This window comes from Kitasatospora sp. NPDC051702, from assembly GCF_040681575.1.
Taxonomy (GTDB): domain Bacteria; phylum Actinomycetota; class Actinomycetes; order Streptomycetales; family Streptomycetaceae; genus Kitasatospora.
In genome coordinates this window covers 148866-175344 of record NZ_JBFAZB010000009.1, presented here as the reverse complement: position 1 = coordinate 175344, position 26479 = coordinate 148866, and the positions used below count along the sequence as shown (strand labels likewise).

Sequence of the window (26479 nt, the reverse complement as noted above, 5' to 3'; positions counted from 1 at the left end):
CGGCGGCCGTTCAGGAGTCTGCGGGCTCCACCGTACGGTCGCGGCCCGACACGGCCCCGAAGGGGCAGCTGCCGCAGGAGGCCCGGCACCACCTGCGTAGCCGCGCGGAGACCGGCCCCGGAACTGCTGCGCGCGGACGCCACCACCTCCGACACGCACTGCAGCGCGCGTAGAGGGGCTACCGTCATGCCCGACACCGACCTGCTCAGCCTGCTGATCGCGCACACCGGGGATCTGCGGCCCGGCCCGGACACCACGCCCGCAGAACTGACGGACCTGCGGCGCGCCCTGCTCGACGGCGCGCCCGGCGGCCCGTCTCCGGCCTCCGGAACCGCTCCGACCGTGGACGGCGCCCTCCGCGCCGAACTGGACTACCTGATCGCCCGGCACGCCTCGGCGCCACGGCCGCCCGGCCCCGCGCCCCGCCTGATCCGCCGCGAGACGTTCGCCCCGGGCCTGGACCCGTCCGCCCCGGGCAGGGCGGTGGCCCAGCGGCCGGCCCGCACCTTCGGCCCCTTCCTCGACGGCGCGGACCGCCGGGTCTGGTTCGACCTGTTCCAGCCGCACTCCTGGCTGACCGTCCACCGGGGTGCGGCCGGCCCGCCGATCCTCGCGCTGCCGCCGGCGAGCGAGGGGGTGCCCGGCCTGGGGCAGTTCGACCTGCCGGGCGGCACGGTCTGGATCGCCGTCGACCAGCTCGTCGGCTCGGCCCCGGGCGACGGCTGGGCGGGCCTGCGGATCAAGAGCGGCACCCTCCACGTCGGCGCCGCGCCGCAGCTCTCCGACGGGCGGCTGACGGTGCCGCCCTCCGTGGACCTGCGGCTGACCCTCACGCCCGATCCCCCGGCCGGGTCCGGACCAGGCACCGGGCCGGGCGCCGAGGCCGCAGGCACCACGGCGGGCTTCCCCGTGGAGGTGGTCCTCCTGCTCCAGCCGTCCGCCGGGTCCGTCAGCAGCCCCGATGCCTCCCTCACCGTCTACGGCAGCTCCTTCGCCCTGCGGGCGAACGCGCAGCCACCCGCCTACGACCAGGGCTCCAGCCGGTTGCTGATCCCGTTCACCCCCACGCCCGACCGGCTCACCATCACCCGGACCCGGGCCGACCTGTTCACTCCGTCCGGCACGGCGGCGGTCGCCCGCGCGGCCTGGGCACTGCCCGTGGTCAGATCGGCCCCCGAGGGACTCGGCGAGGCGGCCGGCACCGGCGCGCTGCTGCTCTCCGTGAGCGACGGGCTGACCGCGAGGTGGCCCGGCCTCGACGGGGGGCCGGCCGTCCTGGGCCCCGTCGACGTCCTGGCCCACGGGCAGTCGCTGTCCGTGGTCTGCACACGGGCCGCCGCCTGCCGGGCCCGCCAGGAGTTCCGGCTGTGGCGGGAGTCCGAACCCGACGTCCGCTCCTCGGTCGAGATCCGCTTCCCCCACGAGTTCCCCCTGGACTACGAGAGCGTGCTCCCCGCCGGAGACCTGCTGATGACCGCGGGCACCGCCCGTACCCGGCTGGACCGGCCGCGTACTGCCGCGGGCGAGCCCATCGACACTCCGCTGAAGGCGGCGTGCATGCTGGGCCAACAGCCCGGCAGAGTCGGGCTCCTGCTCACCGCGGTACCCGACCGACCCCGGCCTGCGGACCGGACGGCGCTGTCCCTGGCGAACGTGCTGCTGTCCACCACCCCGCCGTCCCGCCTGACCGTCGCCGGGCCGCTGGCCGCACCCGACCGGCTGGACTCCGGCACACTCACGCTGGACTTCGGGCTGCTCCACGTCCTGCCCATGCTCCCCGACCCCTACGCCGCGAACTTCACCGTCCTCACGGACCGTGAACCGCCCGCCGAAGCGGTGACGGTGCAGGCCAGGGTCGCCTGGTCCGACCCGGCGACCCCCGACCTGACGATCGGCCTCGGCACCGACGACGCCTTGCCGCCCGACCTGGTCCCGCCACCGGGACCGGTGTTCGGCTTCCGTCCCTCCGACCATCCCGCCCAGCCCCCCACGCCCGCGCAGCAGGCACTGGACTGGCTCCTCACCGTCTTCGACGAGCTCGGCCCGTCCACCGGCCTGACCCTGCTCGACCTCTCCTCGAACTCCGACCAACTGGGCGTCAGCATCCCGCTGAGCGCCGCCGCCCGGCTCCCGGTCACGGTCAAGGACCTGATGCTCAACACCGCCGCCGGCAACGCCCGGATCTTCCTGCTGCCCCAGTTCCACTGGGAGACGGTGCACAACCTGACCAACCCCATGACCGGCGACGTCGACGGGCCGCTGCGCTCCGGCGACGACGGCCTCCCCGCCCTGGTCCTGGCCGACTCCGTCGCGCTCGTCCCGTTCGTGCCGGTCCCGCTGGCCGAGGAGGTCGTCCGCGGCTACCGGCAGGACGCCGCCGGCGTGAGCGCGCTGTTCACACTGCCCTTCGGCCTGATCGCCCTGGCCATGCTCGATCCACACGACCGCCGGTACCGCAAGCCGCCCGAACTCGACCTGCGGAGCCCCGATTTCACCGCACCGAGCGGCCAGCCGGCCGACCGGATGACCGGCGCGCGCCAGCTGAGCCTGCGGGCCGGAGTGAGCGCCGGCACCGACGACGCTCCCGCGGTGGTCCCCCCGGTCCCCCTGCTGGGCGGCGCCACCAGGCAACTGGAGAACCTCACGCCCGGGTCGTCCGTCGGCTCCGTCCTCGGCCTGCTCGCCGGCGACTTCGACGCGCTCTTCCGGACCGAGGTACCGCTGAACCGGATCGAACTCGGCGGCTACGGCGCCAACGTGTTCAGCCGCTGGGTGAACGACTCCACGTCCGCCGTGACGATCACGCAGGTCGCCTTCGACGCCTTCCACGGCCGGACGGCCTTCGAGCGCGTGCAGTTCACCACGGTCCTCTGGCCCTGCCAGGCGACGCTGGTACGCACCATCACGCTCGAACGCCGCGGCAGCGCGGCCGTGGTCCGCTTCGACAGCGGCTGGCTGGCCAGCACACCCGGGCTCTTCCACCACCCCAAGGCTCCCGGCATCACCTTCCACCCGGGCGTCGTACGGGGCCTGTTCGACATCCGCGAGATCCGGGACACCTCGCTGTACGTGGACCTCGACGGCGCCGCCGGCGCGCCCGGTCCCCGCCTCCAGGCGGTCTACTTCGACGCCGACGTCGAGATCGACGGTCTCACGGCCGGGGGCGCGAACGGCCGGATCCCGGCCCACCGCCACCTGGGCTTCGTCCAGCGGATCCCGCTCTCCGAGCAGGTCTCCAGCAGTGGCGTCGGCGCACTGACGCCCGGCCAGCTCCAGCAGCTGTTCACCCTGCAGGGACCGCTCGGCGGCCCGGTGGACTGCACCATCCGGATCGGCGACTCGCCGCACCTGATGCGCGTCACCGGAGTCCACGCCGACAGCGCCGACCCCGCCTCCCGGCAGTTCGCCGTCGCCGTCCACGGCACGCCCGCGCTCCCCGCGCCCGGCCAGTGGAGCGTGGTGCGGGTCGAACCGGACCAGACCGTCGCCCCGGTGGACGCCCAGCGGGGTGTGCCGCTGATCCGCCGGGGCGAGGCCACGGCCACCGGAGCCGACCCGTACCCCTTCCGGTTCGCCGACCCCGCCCATCTCTTCAACGACCACCCGGACGACTACTACGCCCTGCTGTTCGCGAGCGAGACCCAGCGGATCCTCTACCCACGGCCGAAGATCGACACCGGAACGGCGGAGATCACCAGCGTCGACACACCCCGGCTGGCCGATCCGTACGCCCTGCTGCGCACCGGCGGGCTCTTCCCACCGCCGACGACGGACGCCGTCCCCTTCGACCCGAACGACCCTCCGCAGGCGTTCCCACTCACGCTGGACGCCGGACGGCTGCGGTTCACCGGGGGCACGGTCTCCTTCCCCGCCGCGGTGGACCAACTCCTGGTGAACGCCGACTCGTGGACGGCGCGCACGCAGTACGCCTCGTCCACGGTGCGGGTCGAGTCCGACAAGGACTGGCGGATCGTGCAGCAGCAGGTCGAACAGCACCTACGGTTCGAGCCGCTCGGCGAGATCCTCACCATCGTCCACGACATCGACTCGCCGACCGCCGGCTCGACGGACTTCCCCACGCCCGCAGTCGAGCTGGCCGGCCCGCTGCAGCCGGTGGCCGAAGTGATGAACCTGCTCAACAGCCTGGTGCCGAGCCACGGAACACCGGGACTGCCCGGCCCGCTGCAGGTCTCGCTCACCCGCGACGGCACCGCCGTACGCCTCACCGCCGTCGCGGACTTCGCGGTGGCCGACCCGGACGGACAGCCGGTCGAGTGCGGGTTCGGCAAGCTGCTCGGCCACCTCAAGGTCGGCGCCGACATCGCCGCCGACCTGGTGGCCGCGAAGAGCGGAGGATCGGTCTTCCTGGAGATCACCGGCAGCTACCAGCAACAGATCTTCCCCGCGGTCTACGGCGGCGGGCTGCTGCGCTTCAAGATCGGCGCGGATCAGACCGGCGCCACCACCGTCGAGTTGGACGCCTGCGCAGTCGGCTCGGTCGGCGGCACGCTCATCCCCGGCCTGATCGACCTCGAAGCCGGCGTCAAGTACGGCTACTTCATCGGACGGGCCGGCGACCGCTTCCAGCCGGGCATCGTGCTCGGCATGGACGGCCGCGCCACGCTGCTGTCCGGGCTGCTCGGGTTCAGCTTCTCCGTGGACGGCCACCTCGACGTCGACCGCGTCGACGTCCGGGAGATCTCGGTCAGGCTGCACGGCGACATCCTGGTCGCCGGCACCGTCACCGCGGCGTGGTTGGTGAAGGCCCGCAAGTCCTTCCACACCGCCTTCGACGTCACCGTCGACTGGCAACTCGTCGCGGGCGCCGCCAAGGCCGGGCTGATCCCCGTGCCCTGAGACCAGCTGCCCCTCGTGCGCCGGGACCGCCTGCCCCGTGCCGCCCGATCGTGGAGGTGCCCCGATGCCCATCAACAGCGCACCGCTGAACATCCTTCTGCTGCCCGGGCGTTGGCAGCCTCCCACGCTGACCCTGACCCTGCTCGTCCTGCCCCAGGGCGACCCGCGAGCGGCCCTGCCCGGCACCGGCACCGCGTTCGCCGACGCCGACCTCACCTTCGACGCGATGTTCGTGCCCACCCTCACCGACCTGCCGACCCCCGCGAGCGCCCGCCGCACCGCGCTCACCACCACCCGGCCCGCACGCCGTCGCGCCTTCTTCGACGAACTGGCCGCACTCTTCCGGATCCGCCCCTCGGGCCTGCCGCCCGAAGGCCCGCCCTCCGCCGTCCGCAAGTTCCTCCCGCCCAGCTTCCGCGCCGCGAACGGCTACACCACGCCGCGTTCGCGCTTCCTGGTCACCGACCGCTCCTACGACTGCGTACTCAAGGAGACCAAGCCCCACGTCCCGCCGCCCGACCGGCCCGACACACGGCTCGAATGGGAGGAGGTGCTCACCTTCGTCCTGCGCCAGCCCCGACTCGCCCGCGAACTGGGCCTGCTGTACGACACGACACTCACCCCGGGCACGACCGACCCGGTCGACCAGGGCGGCTACCTCTTCGCCGACCCGGCCGCGGGCAGCGCCTACCGGGCCGAGGCGAACACGAATCCGGCCCTGCTCGCACGCTACGCCGCCCGGATCCCGCCACTGACCACCGCGCGTCCGGTCTTCGCGGCCGTGCTCTTCCCGGTCACCGGCACCGGCGACTTCGACCAGGTCTTCGTCGAGGCCGACGCCTACGACCACGGCTTCGCGCGCGTGGTGCACGGAGCGCAGTCGCGCAGCGCCGCACAGGTCGAGCACGACGTCGAACCGCCCGAAGGAGCACTGCCCCCGGTCAAGGACACCGGCATCCGGCTCGGCTGGGACGACGACCAGGTGACCGTCTGGCTCAACCGCCAGTTCGGCGTCAACGCCCACGACACCCAGCCGTCGCCCGACTCACCGCTCGGCGTCGCCGGGTACCGCGTGGACGTCCGCGAGGACGGCGCCCCGGACGCGCCCTGGCACTCACTGACCCACGTCGCCGGCGACCTCACGCTCGGCCCGCTCGGGTTCGGCCACTTCGACGGCGAACTGGCCGTCGAGACCACGCCCGTCAACCACACCCTGCAGGCGAAGGACGAGTTCTGGCTGCCGGCCTACTTCACCGCCTGGCGCGGCGGGTCACTGGTGCTGGCCGATCCGAGTGCCATCAAGGTCTCGGGGCGCAAGGGCGCCAACGCCGACACGGTCTACCGAGCGGTGGACGCCGACGCCGTCCCGCTGCGCTACGGACACACCTACCAGTTCCGCGTCCGGCTGACGGACCTGGCCGGCGGCGGTCCGCTCGTCACCGACCAGCACGACCCGAGCGCGCCCGCGCCGGTCGCCGTCGTCCCGTTCCGCCGCTTCGTCCCGCCGCGAGCCGTCCGGGTCGACCACAGCGGGCTCGGGGCGGACGGCCGCAGCGCCGGCTACACCGTCCACCGGCCACTGCTCGGCTACCCCGACCTGGTGTACACCGGCTTCCCGGACGCCATGGACGCGCTGCTCGCCGACCTGCCCGCAGCCCAGAGCGAGTACCGCGAGGCCGTCCGGCCCGATCCGGACGTCACGCAGCTGCGCATCGACGTGTCGGTGCGCACGCTCCAGGGGGACCCTGCGGCCGACACCGACTCCGGCACCGACTCCGACACCGCCCAGCCGTTCCGCCCGCTGTACACGGCGGTCAAGGCCTTCCCTCCCGCGGCCGACCAGCCGCTGACGCTGCGCGCCGTCTTCGAGGACCTCCCCACGACCGACCGGCTCACGGACCTCACCCTGACCGGCCCCACCCCCCTGCCCGACCCCGACCCGCTGCGACTGCCGACGGCCCGCGACGTCCGCCTCGTCCTGACCGCCCTCGGACGCGAGGACCAGGAGCTCGGCTACTGGGGCAGCGACCGCGCGCGCACCGGCGCGGCGCCCGTGAGCGTGTACCTCCGGGCACCGTCCGCCGACGAGCGGCAGCTGTTGCAGTCCCCACCCGAAGGACCCCAGGTCCAGGCCGTCTTCCTGCAGCCCGACCCGGAGGACAACCCCGCCTCCGCGGCGCAGCGGGCGGTCTCGGGGCAACGGGTCGACGCGCCGTCGGACCTGGTGGACCGGCTGGCCCGCCAGCTCGGCCTCACCCGCTCCGCGCTCACCCTCTCCGCACGCGCCGGGCGCCGGCTGGTCCTCGGCGCGGCGGCCGGGCTGCGGCACACGCTCAGCCCGGAACGGGACGCGATCACCTTCGCGACCAGGACCGAGCTCACCCACCGCTGGCTGGTCTGCCTGCACCTGAGCCTGGAGCGGGACTGGAGCTGGGACGCGCTGCAGCCCGCCGCCTTCGAGGTACTCCGCGACGGCACCCCCGTCGGCACCCTCACGCTGCCGCGCACCCTCGCCCGTGGCGCCACGGGCCGGCCGGACGGGACAGGCCCGGCGGACGGGGACGGCGACCCGCAGGCGCGGGACCGCACCGAGCTCCTCTTCCTCGACGCCTACGACGACCAACCGCCCGTCGACAAGCCCCCGAGCGAGACCCGGCTGACCTACAGCCTGGTGCCCGCCTTCCGCCCGCCGCCGGCCCAGCAGGACCCGGTCCGGCAGGACCCGGTCCAGCAATGGCCGCTACGGCTGCCGATCACCACACCGCCCGGCCAGGTCCCCCGGCTTCGGTCCGCCGGCATCGCCGCCACCCCCTACCAGCGTGACCAGGACCGCTACACCGCGACCGGGGAGCGGCGCCGCCTGCTCTACCTCGAACTCGCCGAACCGCCGAAGGACCCGGCCGACCGCTACTTCGCCCGCGTCCTGGCCGGCGCCCCCGACCCGATGCTGCTGCGCGGGGCCCCGGAGCGGCCCGATCCCGCCGAACCGCCGCTCGACGTCGCCGAGCCCATCCGGGTCGTCACCCCGAGCAGCTCCGCCGACTGCGCCGGCCACGCGCTCATGCAGGAGCTGATCCCCGCCGCGGACGGCCTGCACTACCTGCTACCACTGCCCGAAGGCCTCGGCCCCGACGCGCCGGAGCTCTTCGGCTTCTACGTCTACGAGCTGAGGGTCGGTCACGACTGCTCGCGCTGGAGCACGGCAGCCGGGCGCTTCGGGCTCCCACTGCGGGTGGCCGGGGTACAGCACCCCGCACCGCAGCTGCGATGCACGGTCACCCGCACCGACGAGGAGGTCACCGTCACCGCCCTGCACGCAGCCTCGGTGGCCGACGGCACCGGAGTGCGCCCGTACCCGCCGGCCACCACGATCAGCGCGCTGCTCTACGCCCAGGTGCAGCAGGCCGATGGCCGGGACTGGCGCAACGTGCTGCTGGACTCCCGCCCGCACGCCGGCGGCCCTCCGGCCTGGAAGCACGAACCGTTCGATCCCCAGGTCCCGTCGAGCGTGCTGTCCTTCCCGAACGGCGAGATCCTCGCCAAGCTCGCCTTCCTCGGCCTGCCCCTGGACGCCTCGCTCAGCGTGGTCGCCGTCGAGGCCCTCCCGGAACCAGGCGGGCGGAACGAACTTCCGCCGCTTTCGCAGGGGTTGGGAAGCGTCCGGGTCCTGCGCACCTCGCCGCTCACCCCGGTGCCGGCCATCTGCCCCCCGCCGGTCGCACCGGTACCCGGGATCGAGGAGGGGCGATGACCTCGGCGTTCGGGAAGGACAGCCCGCTCACACCACCCTTCCCTGCCACCGGTACCCGATCGAACCCGGCGGCCATGTCCCACGCCCGCCGAGGTCGGCGACCGCGCGCAGCGTCGTCGACGAGCTGCTCGACGTTCCAGTCGGCGACGTCCAGCAGGAGGCCGTCGAGCGGGTCGCCGGCCGGCCGGGCACTGTCTGGATCAGGCCCCACCCGGTCTGCTCCTGTGACTGGGTTATCCAGTTGACGCCTCGCGGGGTGAACGGCTCTCCTGCTTCAATGCCTCAGCTCAGCTTCACAGAACCGGTAGGCGACGCCATGCTCGCCGACTGGCAACGCGTCCATAACGTGATCATCCCGACCGACGTCCTGTCACTCGACGAGGTGCGCGAGCGGGCCGGGCGCAACCACTTGGAGGTCGCGTACCTCGACGGCGAGCCGGTGGGCTGCACGACCGTACGCCCACCCGCCGGCGACAGCCCGTCCACCGCCACCGTCATTGCCCGGGTCCTCCCCGGACACCGCCGCCAGGGCTTCGGCGAGCAGCTCTACCAGCGCGCACTGGAGCATGCCCGCGCTCTGGGCGCCACCACCATCGAAACCGTCGTCCTGGCCTCCAACGAGGACGGCCTGCGGTTCGCCGAGGCTCACGGCTTCGGCGAGATCGACCGCTACGTCCTCCCGGGCGACACCATCGCCTACGTCGACCTGCGCCTCACCTGAAGAAGCCGGCAGAGCAGCGGCCCGGGTGACCAGTCGGCGGATTCCTGCTCGGCCTGCCGACGGTCGGCGAGCTCCCGCTTCCATCCCTTGGACGGCGGCCACGGCACGCCCCGGAGCGCGGGCGGCCTGGGCGGGCGCCGTGGTGGTCCCCCGGTGGGCCGGGCCGTGGGCGGTGGCCCGGCCCCGGCCGCCACGGGGTCGGGCTCGGCGAGGCCGTCCAGCGCGGCGGCCAGGACGGAACGGCGAGGGCAGCGCGGCGCCGGAGCGGGCACCGGCCGAGCAGCAGCCCGGCGGCCAGGTCGTGGTGCACCGGGCGGCGCCGGGTTCGGCCGCCTTCGCGTGACGGTGCGGGGTGCGGCGGTGTGTCGGCACGGGATCCGGCCGTCGCCGGATTCCATCCGCAGCAACGCCAAGTCCCCTTCGGGAACGAACTTCCTCCGTTGCCGGCCGGCGGCCCCGGCCGGCCAGAACGGTGCCGGGGATCAGGGGGTGTCGCCGGTCCGATCGTGCCGGCCGGTCGAGGGCGCCTGCGAGCGCCCGCCCCGATGCGTCCCGACAGGATGCGTCCCGACCCGGATGCGTCCCGACCGGATGCGTCCGGGCGGGCGCCGTGTCGTCGGCGCCCGCCCGGGGGACGTGCCGGAGTCGGGTCAGAACTCCAGCACCTCGCGGTCGAGCGGGTACTGCGCTCGGTGGGGGCCGTCGTACGGCGAGGGCGTGATCGGCAGGACGCCGGTCGGTTGCAGGCCCAGGTTGTCGTCCCAGATCCGGGGTTCGACCTGTCCGAGGACGCGGAACCGCCGGAAGGTGAACGGCGGGCTGTCGGTCGGGAAGAACTCGGCCGTGGTCATCACCTGGAAGTGCAGGTGCGGGGTGGTGGAGTTGCCGCTGTTGCCGATCAGCGCGAGGACCTGGCCGGGTTCGACGCAGTCGCCCTCCCGGACGTTGAGCGAGCCGGGCTCCAGGTGGCCGTAGAGCAGGTAGCGGCCCGGTGCGACTTCCAGGGTGATGTGGTTGCCGACGGTGTCCTCGATCGGTGGGATGGGCGGCGTGTGGGGCGGCGGGTTGTCCGGGATTCCGTCCTGGACCTCCACGACCCGGCCGCGGGCCGCGGCCGCGACCGGCTGGCGGTAGCTCAGGTAGCTGGTGAGCTGGGCCGGGTCGCCCTCCCAGGCCTGCCCCTGCTCGCCGACCCGGTACCAGTCGATCGCGAAGCGCTGCGGCACGTCGAAGCGGCCGTTGATCGGGGCGAGGCCGCGCCGGTGGTGGGTGTTGCCACAGCACGACTCGCTCGCGTACCAGGTGCCGGGGAGGACCGGCGGGTTCAGGTCCAAGGGCGCGGTGCGGGCGGTCGGGGTGGCCTGCACCGTCTCCTCGAAAGCGGAGGGGCCGGAGGCGGTCAGGATGGCACCCGAGAGATGGTGTTCGAGGACCTCGGGTACCGCCCGGCCGTGGTCGAGGGTCAGGTCGAGCCAGATGATCCACTGCTGGGAGCCCTGGATGACGGTCGGCGTCGGCGCCGGGGGCGGCGGGGTGTACGCGTCCGCACCGGGCAGGGGGTCACCCACCGGATTGGCGGCCTCGGCCAGCGCCTGCCCGCTCAGCGAGCCGATGACCTGCTGGGTGCGGGCGTCCTTGACGTCGACACGGTCGAGCCGCACCGGCGCGCTGCTGGACAGTGCGCTCGTGGTGAGCAGTTCGTACGAGAGGTGCGTCTTGCCGTCCGTGGCGTCGAACGGCGCCGGTTCGGTCATCACTGCCGCCGTCAGCGGCGTGAACTGCGTGCCGGGCGCCAGAGCGGCCGCGCCGGCCCCGTGTCCTGGTCCCGCCGAGGCCACCAGCATGCCGCCCGCGAGCACGGCTGCGGCGAGCCCGCGCAGTAGAGGGCCGCGACCGGTGCGGCGACGAGGGTCGTGCTCTGCCATCGTGCTCTTTCATTCGTCGGGTCCGGGGCCGTGAAGGCCCCGGCACGCCCCGCGCCGAGGCGCAGGCCCATGCAACCCGGAGGCGCACCGCTTCGGGCGGAGGCCACCGGAGCCAGGTGTCGAACTACACCCGTCCAGCCGCACGCGGGTTTGCGCCGCCGACCGGACCGAAGGCGCCCGCCACTGCGCCATCTGACGTCGTGTCGGAACCATGGGCACGGGCGGGCCCGAAAGACCCGGAACGCAGGCGGGCCGGCCGAACCCGCACGAGTGGGGCCGGAACCGGCGCGGGGTGGGGTCATCCGGCCGCGTCGAGGAGGGCCTGGAGCAGGCGCTGGGGGTCCTCGGCGAGTCGGTTGCAGACGTAGAGCCACCATTCCGTGCCGAAGACGACGTACTCGCGGGTGGGATGGCCACGCTCGGCCATGGCGTCGAGGCGGTCGGGCCCGAGGCCGAGGAGGGTTTCGAACTCCCAGGGGGCGCAGTCGTGGCCCTTCCCGCCGAGGTGGTGGTCGATGCGGTCGATCAGCTCCCGGTCGTGGGTGGCGAAGGAGCACAGGTGGCCCGAGTCGGCCAGCTGTTGCGCGTACTCCAGGTAGGCGGTGGTCAGGGCCGGGGCCTCACGCGGGTGGGCGATGGTCCCGGGTTCGAGGAAGGCGCCCTTGACCAGGCGGATGCGGCCGGGACGGGTGAGCAGTTCCGGCAGGTCGTCCGCGGTGCGGTGCAGGCGCGCCTGGACGGTGATGCCCACGTGGTCGAACTGCTCGCACAGCTCGCGGTGCAGGGCCAGCACCGCGTCGGTGCGGTCGGAGCCTTCGGCCGAGATCATCATCTCGCGCCCGGTGGCGGCGGTGGCCCGGGCGATCAGGGAGGCGTTGGCCAGGGCGAGCTCCGCGTCGACGGCGAGGCCGATGTGCGACAGGTCGAGGGAGATCGAGCACTCGGGCGGCAGCAGCCGGGCGGCGGCGAGGAACGTGTCGGTCTCCTCGACGGCGCGCTGCGGGTCGCGGCAGCTCTCGCCCATGTACTCGACGTTCACCCGGTGGCCGGCGGTCAGGATCAGCTGCGCGCGCTCCAGGGCGTCGGCGAGGGTTTCGCCGGCCACGTACCGCCGGGCGACCTTGCGGGCCAAGGAGCCCAGCACGGGGTCGCCGGGGATGCGCCACTTCAGGTCCTCGTCGAGCGCGAGTGCGCGCAGGACCTGCGCCGCCTGCGACGAGAGGGCGGCGCCTGAGGCGGGGGTGTGCGTGGTCATGGGGTGCCTCGCTGTTCGCGCGGTTGGAGGGGGGAACGTCTGCGAGCCTTCCAGGACGGAGCACCCGCCGGCAGTGGCAGAAACGACGGGTAGGCTGAAATTCCTGCCACCGTCGTGAGGGGAGAACGGGAGCCGATGCTCCGCGATGTCGCCGTCCTGGCCCTCCAGGGCGCCCACGCCTTCGAGCTGGGCGTGTTCTGCGAGGTCTTCGGCATCGACCGCAGCGACGATGCGCTCCCCGTCTACGACTTCGCCCTCGTCTCGGGAACCGGCAACAGCGTGCCGACGCGGCACGGCTTCGAGGTGCGGACCCGGCACGGCCTGGAACGGCTGGCCTCGGCGGACCTCATCTGCGTTCCGGCCTACGACCCGCACGTGCGGCAACCGGACGACCTGGTCGAGGAACTGCGGGCCGCCGTGGAGCGCGGCGCCCGCGTCCTGAGCATCTGCACCGGGGCCTTCCTGCTCGGCGATGCCGGGCTGCTGGACGGGCGGCGCTGCACCACCCACTGGCGGTACGCCGACGAACTCGCCCGCCGCCACCCGCGCGCCCGGGTCGAGTCGGACGTGCTCTACGTCGACGAGGACCCGGTCATCACCGGTGCCGGCACCGCCGCCGGCGTCGACACCTGCCTCCACCTCGTCCGCAAGGAACACGGCAGCACCGTCGCCAACGCGATCGCCCGCCGCATGGTCGCGCCCCCGCACCGCGACGGCGGCCAGCGCCAGTACCGCGAACGCCCCCTCCCCCAGGACGGGACCGGATCCCTCGCCCCCGTCCTGACCTGGATCGAAGCCAACCTCGACCAGGACCTGACGGTCGAGGCCATGGCCCGCCACGCCCATCTCTCCCCGCGGACCTTCGCCCGGCACTTCCAACGGGAGACCGGGACGACCCCGCTGCAATGGCTCACCGGGCAGCGCGTCCTGCTCGCCCGGCACCGCCTGGAGACCACGGACGAGCCGGTGGCCGTCGTCGCCCACCGCACGGGCTTCGGCAGCGTCGACAACCTCCGCCACCATTTCGCCCGCCGCCTCGGCACGACGCCGCAGGCCTACCGGCGCACCTTCGGAGGCCCGCCCGGCAGCGGATGACCCACCCGGGTCCACGGCTCCACAGGGGCCGCGGAGTGCTGTCGCCAGCGCGGTGCGCGGGGTGCCGGAGTACTGTCGCCGGCGCGGTGCGCGGGGTGTCGCGGCCGGGAGACGGCTGTTCGGCGTTCGCCCCCGCGGGCAGGGCGGCGGGTGGGACACCGCTCCTGCTCGGCCTGGCCGGCTCCGGCGTCGCGGGCCGCTTAGCGCCGCCGGGCCACCGAGCCGAGCATCTTCCGGGTGATCCTGCGCCATCGCGGAGACCCCCTCGCCCTCGTCCACATCCACGTCCACGGGCGGCGCGGCCCACCGTCCCGGGCCGGTGCGGCGGGCGGCGGGACGGCGGGCGTCAGGCCGGCGGGGGCGGGACGGCGACCGGGGAGAAGGCGCCGGGGAGGAGGAGGCGGGGCGTGCCGGTGCCGTCGGCGGGGGTGGCCCAGACGTCGGTGGCCTTGCCCGCCCGGGCCGGGAGGGCGTAGGCGAGGGTGGCGTCGTCGAGCCAGGCGGCCTGGTCGTCGACGCTGCGGGTCTCGGCCAGCGGGTGTTCGTGGAGGTCGGCCAGGTCGAGGACGTGGAGGCGCCAGGGCGCGGCGGGATCGGCGGAGACCTTCTTCTTGAAGGCGATCCGGGTGCCGTCCGGGGAGAGCGAGGGGCATTCCACGTTCTCCCGCAGGGTGCGGGCCGACCAGGCCTTGAGGTCGCCCTCGACCAGGTGGGTGCGGCCGGCGGTGGAGACGGTGGCGTAGAAGCGGTTGTCGTCGGCGGCGAAGTTGACGCCCCAGTAGTTGACGTCGGCGGCGTGGTGGCGGGTGCCACCGATCGTCAGCGGGATCTCCTCGACGGACTTGATCAGGTAGCCGGTGCGCAGGTCGAGGATCGACGTGCGGGTGGAGAAGCGGTCCGCCGCGTAGGAGTCGCCGACGGCGAAGGTGGTCCAGGAGAGCACCTGGCCGGAGGGCGAGACCCGGGCCCGGTTGGGGATCCCGGGGACGATCACCGACCGGAGCTCGGTGAACCGCCGGTCGTAGACCACCGCCTGGGTCCGGGCGGGGGTGCCCGGGAGGGCACGCAGGCACAGGGCGCGGTCCCCCGCGGCGTAGAAGCGGGCGCAGGACGGGCCGCCGGGCTCGCCGCCCGGGCTGCGGGCGACGCGGCCGGTGGCGGTGTCACGGTAGTAGAGACCGGGCTGATCGAGCGTGAACGAGGCGTCCGCGGCCGCGAGTTGTGGTACGCCGTCGCGTTGGCGGGCGTGCACCACGTAGCCGAGGGAGCCGCCCAGGAGGACGAGGGCGGCGAGGACGAGCAGGACCGTTCGCGACTTCATCGGCGCGCCTTCCTTCCCGGGAGGATCCGCCAGGCGGCGGTGAGTGCGGTGGCCAGGGCGAGGGCGGCCGCGACGAGGGCCGGGCGCGGCCCCCACCACGTCCAGGCCGCGCCGAACCCGGCCGCGCCGACCAGGCGGGCCAGGGCCTGTCCGGTCTGCAGGACGGCGAGGCCGCTCGCCCGCCCGGCAGCCGGGAGCGCGGGCGCCGCCAGCGCCATCAGCACGCCGTCGGTGGCGGCGTAGAAGACGCCGAGGAGGACCAGGACCAGCACGGCGGCCGGCAGGCCCGACGGGGCCAGGAGCGTCAGGTAGGCGGCGAGCAGCGCGCCGTGGCCGAGGAGGAACGGGATCCGGCGTCCGGCGCGGTCCGCGATCCGCCCGGCGGGGACGGCGAGCAGCAGGTAGCAGGCCGCCGCGCCGAGGGGCAGCAGGGGGAAGAGCGCGGCCGACAGGTCGAGGCCGCGTTGGAGCAGGAGGTAGAGGAAGGAGTCGCCGACGGTCGCGGCGCCCAGCAGCGCGGCGGCCGCGACCACCCGCCGGAAGGCGGGGTCTGCAGTCGGCCGGGCGGCCGTGCCGGTCGGACCGGGTGCGGCGTTCGGGCCGGTCGGGCCGGGTCCGGCGTTCGGGCCGGGTGCGGCCTTCGGCCCCGCGGCCGGGAGCGGGGACGGGACCGGGCGGGTCGATGCGGCCCGTGGCGGCGGCGCCGAGGGGTCGGCCGGGACGAAGAGGCCCAGCACCACGACACCGAGCAGGCCGGTGGCGAAGCTGACCACGAACACCGCGTCGTACGCGTCCGCGGTCGCCCACAGCACCACGAAGGCGACCAGCGGGCCGAGCAGTGCCCCGGTCGTGTCCATCGCCCGGTGCACGCCGAACGCCCGGCCGAGGGTCTCCGGCGGTGCGCTGAGCGTGATCATCGCGTCCCGGGGTGCGGTGCGCACACCCTTGCCGAGCCGGTCCGCGGCCAGCGCGGCGGCGATGCCGCCGGCGGCCCCGCCGGCCATCAGCAGCCCCAGCCGGGAGAGTGCCGACAGCAGGTAGCCGGCCCCGGCGACGGTCCGGTGCCGGCCGGAGCCGCGATCGGCGAGCCGCCCGCCGAGGAGCCGGACCAGTGCCGTGGCTCCGTTGAACAGTCCGTCGAGGAAGCCGAACTGGAGGGGTGAGAGGCCGAGGCCCAGGACCAGGTAGAGCGGCAGCACGGCGGTGACCATCTCCGAGGAGACGTCCGTGACCAGGCTGACCGCACCGAGCGCGACGACCGTGCCCGGGATGCGCCGCCCCACCCCGGCCGGGCGGGGCGGCGCGTCCGGACGACGGCCCGTGGTGGCCAGGTACATCATCAGTGACAGCTGTAGGTCGGGCTGGTGTCCTTGGCCTTGCCGTCCGTCCCGACGAAGCTCCAGCCGTACCCGGAGTCGGTGAGGTCCAGCTTCAGCACGCCGTAGTCGCCGCTGATCCGCTTCTGGCTGTTCGGCTGGACCTGTTCGATCGGGTACGGCTCGGCGCCGCCCATCCCGCCGACGATCTCGACGATCCCGTCGGCGGTGGCCTTCCCGTCCGGGTCCTGCGGGGCGAACCGCTCGTAGTGGTGGTCGTGCCCGTTGAGCACCAGGTCCGCCCGGGCGTCGTAGAGGATCCGCCACACCGGCCGGGAGACCGGGTCGTTGCCGTGCCCGCCGGAGGAGTACAGCGGGTGGTGCCAGTAGGCGGCGACGCACTTGCGGGTGTTGGCCGCGAGGTCGGCCTTGAGCCAGTCGATCTGGGCGCTCTGGTCGAAGGCGTTGGAGTCGAGGGCGACGAAGTGCCAGTTCCCCTCGTCGAAGCTGTACCAGCTCTTGCCCTGCGGGTAGGCGATGCTGCCGAAGTACGCCTTGTACCCGGAGAGCGAGCCGGCCGGGTCGTAGGTCTCGTGGTTGCCGGGGACGGGGTGGGTCTTCGCCTTGAACGCGCCCCAGCTCTTGTCGTAGTAGGCGCGGAAGTCCGACAGCCGGGCGTCGTCGTACTGGTTGTCACCCATCGTCAGGTAGAACTTCGGGTCGATCTTCCGGGCGAGGGCGGCGGTCTTCGGGTGCGCGCAGGCGCTGTCCGAGGCGGTGCACTGCGCCGCGATGTCACCGGCCGCGACGACGGTGAACGCCCCGCCCGGGGCCGTCCCGGTCGGCGACGGCGTGGCGGTCGGTGACGGCGTGGCGGTCGGCGAGGGCGTGGTGCCCGTGACGCCGTAGACCTCCAGCTCGAACAGCGAGTACCCGTAGGACGTGCCGCGGGCCGTGCCGTACATCCGGACGTACCGGCCCTTGCCGGTCAGCCCGGTCCAGTCGTCCGTGCCGCCGTTGCCGGCCGCCTCCTCGGCGACGGCGGTCCAGGCCGCCCCGTCCGCCGACACCTCCAGCCGGTACGCCTTCGCGTACGCGGCCTCCCAGGAGAGCTTGATCCGCGAGACGGTGGCGTTCGCCCCGAGGTCGACCCGCAGCCACTGCGGGTCCTTCCCCTCCGCGCTCGCCCACCGGGTACCGGTGTCCCCGTCGAACGCCTTGCCCGCCGCGTAGGACGAGCCCTCCGTGGACGAGGCCGTGGCTGCCTTGCCCCGCGAGAGCAGCGGATCGGCCGCCGCTCCCGCCCGCCCGGACCAGCCGAGCAACAGTCCGCCGACCAGCACGAGCACCGCGGCGAAGACTCCGATGTGAACAGGCCTTACCGAGACTTGGGGACGCATCCCTGAACTCCCTGACCTCGAACGACGGCGAGAGCTGGACTCCGGCGGGGCCCGCACGCGATCCCCGCCGGTCGAGCGGTGGTTCCCTCACCACCGCGGCGGCCGGGTCAGAGCTCTCGCTGAGCGCGTCACGCCCCGATCGAGGGGGCGCCGCGCCAAGCCGCCGCCGAGAGCCTAGTAAAAAGTAAAGTTTCCTGACAATAGTCCGGGGGTGCCGAATCCCGCGCGGATCGACGGGCACCGGCCTACGGGCATCCCGGGGCGGCGACCCGTAAATACCCCCAGGGGTACAGTGGCGACAGATGCACGAGGTCGACCGGCGCACCCGCGGCCCGACCTGTCCCGTCGGCCGGGGAGGGCGGATACGCTGCCGTCATGGCCGAGCCGCGAACGTACGATCCCGCCGAGGTCCGGGCAGCGCTGGCCGGGCAGACCGAGCTGCTGCGCGACACGGTGCGCGCGTTGTGCGCGGCGCCCGGTGCGGAGCGAGCGCTCGCCGGGCCGACCCGGCTGGGGGGCTGGACGGTACGGGAGTTGGTGGCGCACCTCGCGATCGTGCTGGAGTGGCTGCCACAGCACCTGGACCAGCCGGTGCCGGAGGGCCGGCCGGTGAGCCTGGTGGAGTGGACCGAAGGGACGCGGCGGTTGAGCGCCACCGTCGACACGGTGGCGCGCGAGCACGCCGCGGGCGCGTTCGCCGGCACCCCGCAGGAGGTGGCGAGCGCCTTCGACCGGGCGGCCGACGCGCTGCTGGCCGCCCTGGATCGGCCGGAACCCGGCGAGCCGAAGCGGCTGTTCGCCATGCGGTTCGGCCCGATGCTGTTGAGCGACTTCCTGGTGACCCGACTGGTGGAGACCGTCGTGCACGGCGACGACCTGGCGGTGGCGCTCGGGCTGGACCTGCCGCACGGGCGGCAGGCGGTGGCCGCGGTGGTGGGCCTGCTGGCCGACGCCTTCGCGGCGCAGGTGCCGGGCAGCTCGGTGGAGTTGCGGATCCCGCCGTACGCCGTGGTGCAGGCCGTGCCGGGGCCGAGGCACACCCGTGGGGCGGCGCCGCACGTGGTGGAGACCGACCCGCTGACCTGGATCCGCCTGGCGACCGGCCGGACCGACTGGGCCTCGGCCGTCGAAGCCGCGACGGTCCGGGCGAGCGGGGAGCGCAGCGACCTGGCGGCGTACCTGCCGCTGCTCGGATGAACACCCTGGAGCGGACGGCGGTGGCCGCCTTGGCGGACGGGTGCCGCCCACGGCGCGCCGGCAGGCCGCGCTGAGCCCACAAGGTTGCGGGTGGGAGTGCGACGCGATGCGTTGCACCCCTGAGCTGCACCGGCCGGTGGGCCGGCCGGCGTGGACTCCGCATCGTGCCGGGCCCACCGGCGACAGGTCGCCCTACGCTCCGGAGCAGATCCGGTCGGCCTGCCCTCAGCAGCCGCTCATCGAGTTGTAGTACCCCTCGATGTACTTCCCGTTCACATAGATCCCGTAGAGGCCGGACGTCGTGTCGCGATGGAAGACCGAGGACGTCCTGGCGTCGCCGTTGTACCGGACGAAGTACGCCCAGGGCCCGGTGTCCTCGACGGAGGAGAGCCAAGTGGAGGCCTTGCCGAACGTCTTGTTACCGACGACACCGTCAGCCTCCGACGCTCCCAGATACTTCGTCTGCCACTGCCGGGTTGCCTCCGCCGTCTTGGGCCCGAACCTGCAGTCGATGTCCGACTCGTCGAGGAACCCGTCCATGTAGAGCACGGCCTGCCAGATGCCCGTCGCACCGCTGTTGGCGTGCTGGCTCATGGAGAGGAGACCTTCGTCGGACCAGTCGTCGGTGACGTCTCCGAAGCCGTTGATGTAGCCCTGAGTGGTGGCGGCTCGCGCGGTCGTGGTGGTCGTGACGATGCTTCCCAGCACCAGCGCGGCAGCAGCGACCGCCACCGCCTTGCGCTTGAACCCCTTCATGACCTTCTCGGCCCTCTCGGTGTCAGTCCGTCTGGCGTCGACGGCGGATGCGCCGATGGACGGCCCCCGCCGGTGAGTTGTCGAGGCGATCCCCCGTGACGGAAACGGCGTTCCCCCGTACGGCAACCCGCACCGTCTCGCCTCGTGACGCACCGTCTCGTCTCGCCTCGCGGACCATGTTCCTCGAGCGAGACGATCACGTCAAGACGGTACGTGACGTCTCGTGGAATAATCCGGACCATGCCACCAGCCCCGAATCCGGACCTCCGCAACCAGCGCGCCCACCGCGCCATCCTCGACGCCGCCCTCGAGATCGCCGTCCGCGACGGCTACGCCCGGGTCACCGTCGAGGGCATCGCCCACACCGCCGGAGTCGGGAAACAGACCATCTACCGCTGGTGGCCCAGCAGGGCCGCCGTCGTCCTCGAAGCCCTCAACGACCGCACCGGGCCCTTCTCCGGCGTCCCGGACACCGGCGACATCACCGCCGACATCACCGCCGCCGCACAAGGAGTCATCCAGGCCCTCGGCACCGAACTCGGAGTCATCTGGCGCGGCCTGGTCGCCGACGCCCAGAGCGACCCCCGACTCGCCGAAGACCTCCTCACCGACTTCCTCGAACCCCGCAACAAGGCCTGGCAGGACCGCCTCGACCAAGCCGTCACAGCCGGCGAACTACGCACCGACGTCCCGACCCGAACCATGGTCGAACTCCTCTTCGGCCCCGTCTACTACCGCCTCCTGCTCGGCACCGGCCCACTCGACCCGGACGACACCGCCGCCCGCATCGACTACCTCCTCAACGGCCTCAGGCAGCGCTGACACGGGAACAGGGCAACGGCGACGGCTCCCTCACCAGTGACGACCTGCCTGCCTCAGGGGTCGCCTTCTTCACCGACCCCGACCCCCGCCCCGACACGGACCGGGTCCTCACCGTCCTCCGACGGCCCACGCACACCCGCGGTCGGGCCGCCGGCCGCCCTCCTGGTCCGATCCCCCTCGGAGTCGTTCGGGCAGGAGGACGGGTGCCGGTGCTACGACCGGCACCCGAAGTGACGCAGGACCGGGCGGGTCACGGGCCGCTCGGGCCGTGGCCGGGTCAGGCCAGCGCGGCCTCGACCAGGTCGGCCGCCCTGGCTGCGCCGCCACCCGCACGGACCTGCGCGGAGAGCTCCGCCAGGCGGTCCGCCACCTTCTGGTCGGCGGTCAGCTCCAGCACGGCGGCGCGCAGCGCGGCGGGTGTGGCGTCGGCGGTGTCCAGGCGGCGGGCGACGCCGAGTTCGACCAGTCGGTCGGCGTTCTCGAACTGGTCCGCGGCCTGCGGCACCGCGATCATGGGCACCCCGCAGTAGAGGCCCTCGCTGCATCCGCCCATCCCGGCGTGGGTGACGAACGCGTCGGCCTGCTGCAGCACCGCGAACTGCGGCACCCACGGGTGGACCTCGACGTTGGCCGGAATCGGCCCCAGCTCCGCCGGGTCGGTCGCCTTGCCGACCTGGAGCACGACGTGCCAGCCGGGCAGGCCGCCGAAGGCCTCCACGCAGGCGCGGTAGAACTCGGGTTGGTGCGTGAAGGCGGAGCCGAGGGAGACCAGCAGCACCTTCTCGGCGCCCTCCGGGCGGGTCCAACCCCCCTGCTGTGCGCGGTCGTCGAGGCAGGGGCCGGCGAACGAGTAGACCTCGGGATCGATCTGCTCGATGCTCGGCTGGAGGGCCTGGGGGACGAGGACGAGGGCGCGGTCCGGCTTGAGCATGAAGGAGAACAGGTCGCGGGGCGGCACCCCGTTGTCGGCCAGCCACCGGGTGAACCGCTCCGGGATGCCCTCGGCCTTGATGACTTCCGCGGCCGCCCGGAACGGCTCCGCCGGTTCGCCCCCGGGGGCGACCCTGGACGGTGAGATCAGCATCGACGGAACGCCCCAGCCGTCGGCCAGGGCCCGTCCCGCGTACGCCATGAAGTCGTACAGGACGAGGTCGGGCCGGTCGTCGTGGAACGCCTCCCGCATCCGGGGCAGCATCGCCTGTGCCTCCCCGAAGATCATGCCGTGCACGCGGTCCTGGATGGCGGGGTCGACCGCCCCCTGGAGCGCGGTCATGCCCGTCTCGTGGGGGACGAATCGAGCACCCGTCGACTCGATCTGTTCGGCGAACGACGGATCGTTGACGTAACTGACCCGGTGGCCGCGGGCGACCAGCTCCCGGATCACCTCCAGGCTGGGGTTCACGTGGCCGTGCGCCGGGACGTTCACCATGGCGATGTGTGCTGGGCGGGACATGTCAGGCCTCTCGTCGTATGCCATCGAGGGTGCTACACGAACTGATCTGATTCTTCGTCAAATTACCTTGTGCGGTGAAATATGAAGGGTGGAGGGCGAACCTTCAGGCCAGTGGGTGACCGTACGTACGCCGTGGTCTCGCTGACCGGCTCGATCCCGCGGTTTGCCGGCGGCCTCGAATCCTTCGCGGGTGCTGCCTGGGGCGTCCGTTGTCGCGGTCCACAGCGGGCCGGGGGCACTCAGTCCCCCGCCGGTGTCCAGTGCCCCGCCGGTGTCCAGTGCCCCGCGAGGTGGGCGGTGGTGCGATGGGCGGTGGTGGTGAGGAGGGCGGCTGCCGCGAGGCCGCTTCGTCCGGTCCTCGCGCGGTTGGTGCCGGGGGCGGGCCTCGGCGGCGGGCAGCTGTGCGCGTGGAACTGCCCGGAGACCGACGTCTGGTCAGATCCGCAACGCGGCGCCGCCGTTGCCCCCACCGCGGCACCGCGTCGCGCCCCGTGGTCCAGCGTGACCGGAAAGCGGCCCGCGGGACGGGCGCACGCGCAACGGCTGGTATGACTGAGGCATGCAGGAAGAGACGGCACGATCCGCGATCGACACGTTCATCTCCGCGTTCAACGCCTCGAACGACGACTATGTGACGGCCCTGCTCTCCCAGGCCCTGACCTCGGACGTGGTCTTCTGGGGGCCGTTGGGTCGCAGTGAAGGGATCGCGGCGGTGGAGCGGTTCGTGCTGGACATCCGGCGCCACCCGGCGGGGACCGGCACGATGGCACGCTGCTCGGCGGTGGACATGCCGGACGAGTGGGCCCGGTACCGGTGGGTCTTCACCACGCCGGACGGAGGCCCCCGCCTGGCGGGAACGGACGTCGTCCATCTCCGGCGCAGCCTCATCGACCAGATCATCGTCTTCGCGGGCGAGCTCGAGCCCGCCACCCCCTGAGTCGTCCCCCGGCCGCCGTCCCCCACGGGACGGCGGCCGCGACACCCCACCACCACGGGCCTGGCCGACTGCACACCTCCATCCAGAGGAACTGTCACCGGGCACGTCACGCGAACTGCCGCATGAGGGTAGGGCTCGACAAGGGCTCAGGCGCGGGCAGCGCGCGGGCACAACGGTCGGAGGGCATCAGCATGGGGTCCGTCTTCGCCACACGGCAGCCAACGCAGCGCATCACCGTGGCGTTCACCGCCCTGGCGCTCTGGGCCGGGTGTCCTGGCATCACGGCTGCCGCCCCGGCCCCGGCCCAGCAAGTCCCGCCGGTGGTATGGGAAGACTGCCCACAGGACGCCCTCACGGGCCTGCCGAAGGACGTCGACCCCGCTCTGATGCGCTGCGCGACCTACGCCGTCCCGCTGGACCACGCTCACCCCGAAGGCGACACGGTGCCATTGGCCCTGATGAAGCGCAGCGCCAGCGATCCGGGGAAGCGGATCGGTTCGATCCTCACGAACTTCGGCGGTCCGGGCGCCGCCGGCTGGGGCGCTCCCGTCGTCGCGGAGTTCTTCCTCTCCCCCGCCGTCCTGGAGCGCTTCGACATGGTGGCGTTCGACCCGCGCGGGGTCGGCCGCAGCATGCCGCTGCGCTGCTACACCTCCCAGCAGCAGTTCGACGCGGTCGACGCCAAGCTGATGCGCGACCCGGTCACCCCGCAGCAGCTCACGGACGAGGCCGACGCCCTGCGCACCCAGGGCGAGCTGTGCCGCGACAACGCCGGGCCGCTGCTCTCCCACATGTCCACGGCCGTCGTGGCGCGGGACCTGGACCTGCTGCGCCAGGCGGTCGGCGACGAGAAGCTGACCTACTTCGGAGTCTCCTACGGGACGTTCCTCGGCGACACCTACGCGAACATGTTCCCGGACAGGGTCCGCGCGATCGTCAACACAGGCAACGCCGACCCCGCCCTGCGCTCCTCGGACGGAACGCGCTACGAGCACGACCGCGCGCTCAACTACGAGGAGGTGCTGGGCGCGGTGCTCCAGCGCTGCAAGGACGCCAGCTCGTCGGCCTGCCCCTTCGGGGACGGGGATCCCCGGGGCAAGTTCGACGCGATCCGCGACTACCTGCGCAGCCACGCCGAGTCGGCCGTCACGACCGCCGACGGCCTGAGCGTGACGCTCAACTCCTTCGTCAACGACCTCTACGCGAGCCTGCCCGACGCCGGCAGCTACGGTGCGCTCGCCAAGCGCTGGCAGTCCCTCTACGACGCCCTACCCGCCGGCGGCGGTGCCGGCCCCGCCCGCCCGCGCACCGCCGACACCCCGTTCACCGGCAACAACGCCAACCCCGCGGTCAACTGCAGCGACATGCCCTATCCCCGCGACGTGGAGCGTCTCCCCGACCTGGCCTCGCAGTGGGAGCAGGAGGCCCCGACCTTCGGCCGCCCCCAGGTCTTCAACGGCCTCAACCAGTGCTCCACCTGGCCCTACACACCCGGCGAGGGCGACGACGTCTTCCGCGGTCCCTGGGACCGCTACACCGGCGCCGCACCGATCCTGCTGGTCAACGCCCTCCACGACCCCGCCACCCCGTACTCCTACGCGCAGGCCGCGGTCCGCGAACTCGGTCCCGCCGCCCGCCTGCTCACTGTCGACGCATTCGGACACGGCTCCGTCTCCCCTGCGGAGAGCGCCTGCGTCACCGGCCACATCACCACCTACCTCCTCAGCACCACCCCGCCCGACGACGGCACCACCTGCACCGACCTGCGCCAGCCCTTCACCCCCTGAAACGAAGTCGCCCGGTCCGTGGCCATGCGTGGCCGTCCTGAGCGCCTCGCCTGACGCCGGCTGAGTTGACCCCAGGGCGGCCGCCGCGGCGTCGGTCGCCCGGCTGACCGGCCGGTGCGCGAGCGGGACGGCTGCACGGCTCGGACGGGCGTCAGTGCAGGGCGGCCGCCTTGCGCAGCAGCACCGCCCGCTCGCGGGCGTTGCGGCACAGACGGGCGGCGAGTTCCAGTTCGGCCCGGGCCTCGGAGGTGCGGCCGAGGCGGACCAGCAGCTCGCCGCGCACGCTCGGGAGCAGGTGCGAGCCTGCCAGACGGCCGGAGGCGAGCAGGTCGTCGACCAGGGACAGTGCCTCGTCCGGTCCGCTCGCCATCGCGACGGCCACGGCCCGGTTGAGCTCGACGACGGGTGACGGGGCCACGCGGCCGAGCGCCTCGTACAGGAGGACGATGCGTTCCCAGTCGGTCTCCTGCACCGAGGGCGCCGTCGCGTGGCACGCGGCGATGGCCGCCTGCAGACCGTACGGTCCGAGGCCCCGCCCCAGGGTGGAGGCCCGGCCGAGCACGGCCAGGCCGCGACGGATGGCGGAGCGGTCCCACCGGCGGCGGTCCTGGTCCTCCAGCAGTACCGCCTCGCCGTCGGGCCCGGTGCGCGCCGGGAAGCGCGCGGCGGTGAGCTCGAACAGCGCGAGCTGGCCGTGCACCTCCGGCTCGCCCGGCAGCAGGGCGGCCAGCGTCCGGGCCAACCGCACGGCCTCGTACGCGAGGTCCGGGCGCAGCAGGTGGTCTCCGGCGGTCGCCGTGGAGCCTTCGGTGAAGATCACGTACAGGACGCTGAGGACCGCGCCGAGGCGTGCCGGTCGTTCCTCGGGCGGCGGGAGTTCGAACGGCACGTGGGCGGCGGCGATCGTCTTCTTCGCGCGGGTGATCCTGGCCTGGACGGTCGGGGTGGGCAGGAGGAACGCGCGGGCGATCTCCTCGCTGGACAGGCCGCCCACCACGCGGAGCGTGAGGGCCACCCGGGCCTCGGGCGAGAGCACCGGGTGGCAGGCGGTGAACATGAGGGCGAGGACGTCGTCGTCGACGCGGTCGGGGTCCCAGGGCGGGTCGTCCGGCCGACCGGGTGCGGTCTGCGCGCCGGAGCTGAACTCGCCCTCGGCCAGTGGCCCTGCGAGCAGGGCGTACCGTTCCTCGAGTGCCGATCCGCGGCGGAAGGCGTCGATGGCCCGCCGCCGGGCGGTCGCGAGGAGCCAGCCCACCGGGCTGGCCGGCGCACCGTTTGCCGACCAGGAGACGAGTGCCTCGGCCAGAGCCTCCTGCGCGACGTCCTCGGCGAGCGCGAAGTCCCCGGTGTAGCGGGCCAGGGCGCCGACGATCCGCGCGGACTCGATCCGCCAGACGGCCTCGACGGCCCGCCGAGCCGACTCGGGGCTCGGCGGGCCGTCGGGGGCCGGGGTCGTCACAGCTGGCCGGTCCGCTCGCGCCACGCCCGCTCCTTGACGATCCACTCGTTGTCCTGCGGGAACTCGTCGATGCCCGGCACGCGGCGCACCTCGCACTTGGAGCCGGCGACGGCCGGGAGGCGCTTGGCCCACTCGACCGCTTCCTCCTTCGAGGCGACGTCGATCAGGTAGAAGCCGCCGAAGAGCTCCTTGGTCTCGCCGTACGGGCCGTCGGTGACGACGGGGGTCTCGCCGCTGTAGTCGACGACCACTCCCTGGGAGGGGTCGTCGAGTCCTTCCGCGGCGACGAGGACCCCCGCCCGGATCAGCTCCTCGTTGAAGCGGCCGACCGTCTCCAGCATCTCCTCGAACGGCGTGGTCATCATCTTCGCGACGGACTCGTCCGTGCCCCGCATGATCAGCATGTACTTCGCCATCGTCCATCTCC

17 protein-coding genes are annotated in these 26479 nt (G+C 73.4%); 8 read left to right on the top strand and 9 right to left on the bottom strand.

The features are described from left to right. Positions 1 to 186: 186 nt before the first annotated feature. From AB0N04_RS11215 to AB0N04_RS11205, 3 genes are all read left to right on the top strand, one after another. Complete coding sequence (locus tag AB0N04_RS11215; RefSeq protein ID WP_360213420.1) at positions 187 to 4857, top strand: hypothetical protein; 4671 nt, start codon at positions 187 to 189, stop codon at positions 4855 to 4857. A 64-nt stretch (positions 4858 to 4921) separates the two neighbouring features. After that, the gene (locus AB0N04_RS11210) at positions 4922 to 8608 is read left to right on the top strand and encodes a hypothetical protein (protein ID WP_360213421.1); all 3687 of its coding nucleotides are present in this window, start codon (positions 4922 to 4924) and stop codon (positions 8606 to 8608) included. A 277-nt stretch (positions 8609 to 8885) separates the two neighbouring features. Beyond that, entirely contained in the window at positions 8886 to 9329 is a 444-nt protein-coding gene (locus AB0N04_RS11205) for a GNAT family N-acetyltransferase (protein WP_360213423.1), read from the top strand. A 650-nt stretch (positions 9330 to 9979) separates the two neighbouring features. On the opposite strand, the gene AB0N04_RS11200 is transcribed toward AB0N04_RS11205, so the two are convergent. Then, the gene (locus tag AB0N04_RS11200; RefSeq protein WP_360213425.1) at positions 9980 to 11254 is read right to left on the bottom strand and encodes a M23 family metallopeptidase; all 1275 of its coding nucleotides are present in this window, start codon (positions 11252 to 11254) and stop codon (positions 9980 to 9982) included. Between the two features lie 298 nt (positions 11255 to 11552). Next, positions 11553 to 12509: a proline dehydrogenase family protein gene (locus AB0N04_RS11195; RefSeq protein WP_360213427.1), complete on the bottom strand. Its 957-nt coding sequence runs from the start codon at positions 12507 to 12509 to the stop codon at positions 11553 to 11555. Positions 12510 to 12644: 135 nt separating this feature from the next. Between AB0N04_RS11195 and AB0N04_RS11190 the strand changes: the two genes are divergently transcribed. Further along, positions 12645 to 13604 carry a helix-turn-helix domain-containing protein gene (locus AB0N04_RS11190; RefSeq protein ID WP_360213429.1) on the top strand — a complete coding sequence of 320 codons (960 nt, stop codon included), beginning with the start codon at positions 12645 to 12647 and terminating at the stop codon, positions 13602 to 13604. A 346-nt stretch (positions 13605 to 13950) separates the two neighbouring features. Here AB0N04_RS11190 and AB0N04_RS11185 read toward each other — a convergent pair whose 3' ends face one another. The 3 genes from AB0N04_RS11185 to AB0N04_RS11175 are packed head-to-tail and all read right to left on the bottom strand — an operon-like array spanning position 13951 to position 17641. Beyond that, the gene (locus AB0N04_RS11185; protein ID WP_360213431.1) at positions 13951 to 14925 is read right to left on the bottom strand and encodes a hypothetical protein; all 975 of its coding nucleotides are present in this window, start codon (positions 14923 to 14925) and stop codon (positions 13951 to 13953) included. After that, on the bottom strand, positions 14922 to 16262 hold the full coding sequence (locus AB0N04_RS11180) for an MFS transporter (protein ID WP_360213495.1): 1341 nt from the start codon (positions 16260 to 16262) through the stop codon (positions 14922 to 14924). The genes AB0N04_RS11185 and AB0N04_RS11180 overlap by 4 nt, the downstream gene beginning before the upstream one ends. Before the next feature lie 2 nt (positions 16263 to 16264). Next, positions 16265 to 17641 (bottom strand): discoidin domain-containing protein, encoded by a 1377-nt coding sequence (locus AB0N04_RS11175; protein ID WP_360213433.1) that lies wholly within the window; start codon positions 17639 to 17641, stop codon positions 16265 to 16267. Positions 17642 to 18016: 375 nt separating this feature from the next. On the opposite strand from AB0N04_RS11175, the gene AB0N04_RS11170 reads away from it, so the two are divergent. Next, positions 18017 to 18838, top strand: coding sequence for a sterol carrier family protein (locus AB0N04_RS11170; RefSeq protein ID WP_360213435.1), 822 nt, complete (start codon positions 18017 to 18019; stop codon positions 18836 to 18838). A gap of 225 nt (positions 18839 to 19063) precedes the next feature. Here the strand turns inward: AB0N04_RS11170 and AB0N04_RS11165 are convergent, their stop codons facing one another. Next, a complete protein-coding gene (locus tag AB0N04_RS11165) occupies positions 19064 to 19594 on the bottom strand; it encodes a peptidoglycan-binding protein (RefSeq protein WP_360213437.1) in 531 nt (176 codons plus the stop codon). 240 nt (positions 19595 to 19834) lie between these two features. Between AB0N04_RS11165 and AB0N04_RS11160 the strand changes: the two genes are divergently transcribed. Further along, complete coding sequence (locus AB0N04_RS11160) at positions 19835 to 20416, top strand: TetR/AcrR family transcriptional regulator (protein ID WP_360213439.1); 582 nt, start codon at positions 19835 to 19837, stop codon at positions 20414 to 20416. A gap of 277 nt (positions 20417 to 20693) precedes the next feature. Here AB0N04_RS11160 and AB0N04_RS11155 read toward each other — a convergent pair whose 3' ends face one another. Then, entirely contained in the window at positions 20694 to 21869 is a 1176-nt protein-coding gene (locus tag AB0N04_RS11155) for a macrolide family glycosyltransferase (RefSeq protein ID WP_360213441.1), read from the bottom strand. A gap of 559 nt (positions 21870 to 22428) precedes the next feature. Between AB0N04_RS11155 and AB0N04_RS11150 the strand changes: the two genes are divergently transcribed. After that, positions 22429 to 22806 carry a nuclear transport factor 2 family protein gene (locus AB0N04_RS11150; RefSeq protein WP_360213443.1) on the top strand — a complete coding sequence of 126 codons (378 nt, stop codon included), beginning with the start codon at positions 22429 to 22431 and terminating at the stop codon, positions 22804 to 22806. 320 nt (positions 22807 to 23126) lie between these two features. Next, positions 23127 to 24593, top strand: coding sequence for an alpha/beta hydrolase (locus AB0N04_RS11145; RefSeq protein ID WP_360213445.1), 1467 nt, complete (start codon positions 23127 to 23129; stop codon positions 24591 to 24593). Between the two features lie 151 nt (positions 24594 to 24744). On the opposite strand, the gene AB0N04_RS11140 is transcribed toward AB0N04_RS11145, so the two are convergent. Beyond that, positions 24745 to 26076, bottom strand: coding sequence for a DUF6596 domain-containing protein (locus AB0N04_RS11140; protein WP_360213447.1), 1332 nt, complete (start codon positions 26074 to 26076; stop codon positions 24745 to 24747). Continuing rightward, the gene (locus tag AB0N04_RS11135) at positions 26049 to 26468 is read right to left on the bottom strand and encodes a YciI family protein (protein WP_360213449.1); all 420 of its coding nucleotides are present in this window, start codon (positions 26466 to 26468) and stop codon (positions 26049 to 26051) included. Before AB0N04_RS11135 ends, AB0N04_RS11140 begins: the two co-directional genes overlap by 28 nt. Positions 26469 to 26479: the final 11 nt, after the last annotated feature.

Excerpts from the sequence above, each read along its gene's own strand:
- AB0N04_RS11205 (WP_360213423.1), top strand. The coding sequence starts at position 8,886 with ATGCCTCAGCTCAGCTTCACAGAACCGGTAGGCGACGCCATGCTCGCC.
- AB0N04_RS11215 (WP_360213420.1), top strand. The coding sequence starts at position 187 with ATGCCCGACACCGACCTGCTCAGCCTGCTGATCGCGCACACCGGGGAT.
- AB0N04_RS11190 (WP_360213429.1), top strand. The coding sequence starts at position 12,645 with ATGCTCCGCGATGTCGCCGTCCTGGCCCTCCAGGGCGCCCACGCCTTC.
- AB0N04_RS11135 (WP_360213449.1), bottom strand. The coding sequence starts at position 26,468 with ATGGCGAAGTACATGCTGATCATGCGGGGCACGGACGAGTCCGTCGCG.
- AB0N04_RS11175 (WP_360213433.1), bottom strand. The coding sequence starts at position 17,641 with ATGCGTCCCCAAGTCTCGGTAAGGCCTGTTCACATCGGAGTCTTCGCC.
- AB0N04_RS11180 (WP_360213495.1), bottom strand. The coding sequence starts at position 16,262 with ATGTACCTGGCCACCACGGGCCGTCGTCCGGACGCGCCGCCCCGCCCG.
- AB0N04_RS11185 (WP_360213431.1), bottom strand. The coding sequence starts at position 14,925 with ATGAAGTCGCGAACGGTCCTGCTCGTCCTCGCCGCCCTCGTCCTCCTG.
- AB0N04_RS11200 (WP_360213425.1), bottom strand. The coding sequence starts at position 11,254 with ATGGCAGAGCACGACCCTCGTCGCCGCACCGGTCGCGGCCCTCTACTG.
- AB0N04_RS11160 (WP_360213439.1), top strand. The coding sequence starts at position 19,835 with ATGCCACCAGCCCCGAATCCGGACCTCCGCAACCAGCGCGCCCACCGC.
- AB0N04_RS11165 (WP_360213437.1), bottom strand. The coding sequence starts at position 19,594 with ATGAAGGGGTTCAAGCGCAAGGCGGTGGCGGTCGCTGCTGCCGCGCTG.
- AB0N04_RS11195 (WP_360213427.1), bottom strand. The coding sequence starts at position 12,509 with ATGACCACGCACACCCCCGCCTCAGGCGCCGCCCTCTCGTCGCAGGCG.
- AB0N04_RS11150 (WP_360213443.1), top strand. The coding sequence starts at position 22,429 with ATGCAGGAAGAGACGGCACGATCCGCGATCGACACGTTCATCTCCGCG.
- AB0N04_RS11210 (WP_360213421.1), top strand. The coding sequence starts at position 4,922 with ATGCCCATCAACAGCGCACCGCTGAACATCCTTCTGCTGCCCGGGCGT.
- AB0N04_RS11155 (WP_360213441.1), bottom strand. The coding sequence starts at position 21,869 with ATGTCCCGCCCAGCACACATCGCCATGGTGAACGTCCCGGCGCACGGC.
- AB0N04_RS11170 (WP_360213435.1), top strand. The coding sequence starts at position 18,017 with ATGGCCGAGCCGCGAACGTACGATCCCGCCGAGGTCCGGGCAGCGCTG.